Source organism: Protofrankia sp. Cj3, from assembly GCF_917627355.1.
Lineage (GTDB): Bacteria > Actinomycetota > Actinomycetes > Frankiales > Frankiaceae > Protofrankia.
In genome coordinates this window covers 32,336-35,662 of the sequence record NZ_CAKJTR010000006.1, presented here as the reverse complement: position 1 = coordinate 35,662, position 3,327 = coordinate 32,336, and the positions used below count along the sequence as shown (strand labels likewise).

General features: G+C 68.0%; 2 protein-coding genes. Both read right to left on the bottom strand.

Going from position 1 to position 3,327, the window contains the following annotated elements; translation table 11 throughout:
• Positions 1-208: 208 nt before the first annotated feature.
• Positions 209-2,431 (bottom strand): ATP-dependent RecD-like DNA helicase, encoded by a 2,223-nt coding sequence (locus MJ783_RS01655; RefSeq protein ID WP_239308112.1) that lies wholly within the window; start codon positions 2,429-2,431, stop codon positions 209-211.
• Positions 2,432-2,573: 142 nt separating this feature from the next.
• Positions 2,574-3,002 carry an Hsp20/alpha crystallin family protein gene (locus MJ783_RS01650; RefSeq protein ID WP_239308111.1) on the bottom strand — a complete coding sequence of 143 codons (429 nt, stop codon included), beginning with the start codon at positions 3,000-3,002 and terminating at the stop codon, positions 2,574-2,576.
• Positions 3,003-3,327: the final 325 nt, after the last annotated feature.

Here is a 3,327-nt window from a genome sequence, read left to right as displayed (position 1 = left end):
GGGCCCGCTGTTTGGCCTGCCGTCGTTCGCGGCTCCGACTCCCCACAACTACCCCACAAATGGAAAAAATCGTAATCGGATGGCATGGACGAACGGTGTGTTGGTGAACGACATACCCAGGAACACGCTTCGCGTGCTGCCCAGGGTACGGGCTGCGTCCCCGACCGTTTTCAGCGGCTTGCAACCGTCCGCGCGCGCCTGCGCGTGTTCAGTGATCGGACACCCGTAGCCTGTGGTCGAGCGCGGTGTGGCGGCGCCCGCCGCTCACGGTACGAACGGCCTGCCCGATCGCCCGGCGCGACCCGACCAGGACCACCAACGTGCGGGCCCGCGTGACAGCGGTGTAGAGCAGGTTACGTTGCAACATCATCCAAGCGCTGGTGGTGACCGGGATGACCACGGCAGGATACTCACTGCCCTGTGAACGGTGGATGGTCACGGCATAAGCGTGCGCGAGTTCGTCGAGTTCGGTGAACTCGTAGTCGACGTCCTCCTCCTCATCCGTGCGCACCGTGAGCTTCTGCTCGTCGAGGTCGAGCGCGGTGACGACCCCGAGGGTCCCGTTGAAGACGCCGCTGGCGCCCTTGTCGTAATTATTACGGATCTGTGTCACCTTGTCCCCGATGCGGAAGACCCGGCCGCCGGCCCGGCGTTCGGGCAGATCCGGACGTGCCGGGGTCAACGCCTCCTGCAGCAGCGTGTTCAGCGCTCCGGCGCCGGCCGGCCCACGATGCATCGGCGCGAGCACCTGCACGTCCCGGCGCGGGTCGAGCCCGAACTTCGCCGGGATGCGCCGGGCGACGACGTCGACGGTCATCCGCGCGGCGTCCTCGGTCTCGTCGGCGGCGAAGTAGAAGAAGTCCGACAGGCCGCGTACCAGCGGATGCTCCCCGTTGTTGATGCGGTGCGCGTTGGTCACGACACCGGATTCCCGCGCCTGCCGGAAGATATCGGTGAGCCGCACGTGCGGAACGGGCGTACCGGCGGCCAACAGGTCCCGCAGCACCTCACCGGCTCCGACCGAGGGCAGCTGGTCGACATCCCCGACCAGGAGCAGGTGCGCCCCTGGCGGGACGGCCTTGGCGAGCTTGTTGGCCAGCAGGAGATCCAGCATGGACGCCTCGTCGACCACGACGAGGTCGGCGTCCAGCGGCCGGTCACGATCGTAGGCGGCATCCCCGCCCGGGCGCAGCTCCAGTAACCGGTGGACGGTGGACGCCTCGTGACCGGTCAGCTCGGCCAGCCGTTTGGCGGCCCGGCCGGTCGGTGCGGCGAGCACCACCTTCGCGCCCTTGGCGCGGGCGAAGGTCACGACCGACCGCACGGTGAAGCTCTTGCCGCACCCGGGGCCGCCGGTGAGCACGGCGACCTTCTCGGTCAGGGCCAGTTTCACCGCCGCCTCCTGCGCCGGTGCGAGCTCGGCTCGGGTCCGCTCCCGCAGCCAGGCCAGGGCGGTGTCCCAGTCGACCGTGGCGAAGGAGGGCATCCGGTCACTGCGCGTCCGCAGCAGCCGCAGCAACTGGCCCGCCAGCGATATCTCCGCCCGGTGAAAGGGCACCAGGTAGATCGCGACAGTCGGCTCGGCCGGGTCCTCCCCCGGGACCTCCTCGCGGACCACGCCATCCTCGCCGACGAGCTCGCCCAAAGACTCGATCACCGCTCCGGTGTCGACCTGCAAAATCTTGATCGCCTCGGCGATCAGCCGCTGTTCGGGCAGGAAACAGTTACCGTCCCCAGTGGACTCCGACAGCGTGAACACCAGGCCCGCCTTGATGCGCTGCGGGCTGTCATGCGGAATCCCGACGGCCTTGGCGATCGTGTCCGCCGTCCGGAAACCGATTCCCCACACGTCGGTTGCCAGCCGGTACGGCTCCTTGCGCACCACCTCGATGGAGCGGTCGCCATACTGCTTGTAGATCCGCACCGCGAGCGAGGTGGACACCCCGACGCCTTGGAGGAAGACCATCACCTCCTTGATCGATTTTTGTTCCTCCCAGGCGGCCGCGATCGCCTTCGTGCGCTTGGGCCCGAGTTTGGGAACCTCGATCAGCCGGTCCGGCTGTTGTTCGATGACGTCGAGGGCATCGACCCCGAAATGCTCGACTATCCGTTCGGCGAGTTTCGGCCCGATTCCCTTGATAAGCCCCGAACCGAGGTAGCGGCGGATGCCCTGGACCGTCGCCGGCAGCACGGTCGTGTAGTCCTCGACGTGGAACTGCCTGCCGAACTGCGGGTGCGAGCCCCAGCGCCCGCGCATGCGTAACGACTCACCAGGCTGCGCACCGAGCAGCGCACCCACAACCGTGACCAGCTCGCCGGACCGACCGGCGTCGACGCGGGCCACGGTGTACCCGGTCTCCTCGTTGGCATAGGTGATCCGTTCCAGCACCGCGTCCAGTACGGCCCCGCGGAACGGCTCCGCCGCTGGCATCCCGTGTGGTTCTCCCGTCCCGTGAGCGCGCCAGGCGACCGCGCCCACGGGCGCGGGGTGCCACCGGCTTCGCCGCCATGAAGGTCGCCATGAAGTATGCCCCCGGGCTGCGAAGCCGGCGCACCCGCGCTGGCCAGCCCCGTCAGGCCTGGACGGGGGACGGGCCGCCCGCGGTCGTGGAGATTTCCACCCGGCGCGGCTTGGCCTGCTCCGCCACCGGGATGACCACGGTCAGCACACCGTCGTCGTAGTGCGCGGTGAGCTTGTCGGTGTCGAGGGTCTCGCCGAGGAACAGCTGCCGGCTGAACCTGCCTCGGGGGCGTTCGGAAATGATCATATCGACGCCCTCGGACTCCCGGGACTCGGGGCGGTCGGCGGTGACGGCAAGAACATTGCGCTCCACGGTGAGGTCGATCGACTTCGAGTCGACACCCGGAAGATCAAACTGGATGAGAAACGCGTCACCCCTGCGGTAGGCGTCGATGGGCATGGCGGCCGGCCGCGCGGGAGTGCCGAACACCTGCTGGGTCAACCGGTCGAGCTCGCGGAAGGGGTCCGTGCGCATCAACATCGCGGGTCTCCTGTCTCAAGTTCTGGTACCTGCGGTTCCGGTACCTGCCGACAGCACATGTATACCCCGTGGAGAGATTAGTTGACAAGAGAAGACGCAAGTTGCCTGCTCGTAGAACGCTCGGAAAGATGGATGCTCGCCTGAACACCCGTGACGGAGCGCCCGTGACGACAAGCCCGGCGAACGGGCGGCATCGGGGCGCCTACCGGCGCGGCTGGCCCTGGCCCGAAGCGGGCACGGGGACGGCATACTGCGGCCAGAGCGGCCGGGTCGAACACGCAGGTGGAGGTAACGCGCAGGTGGAGGCGTGATGAGGGTCGTGTCC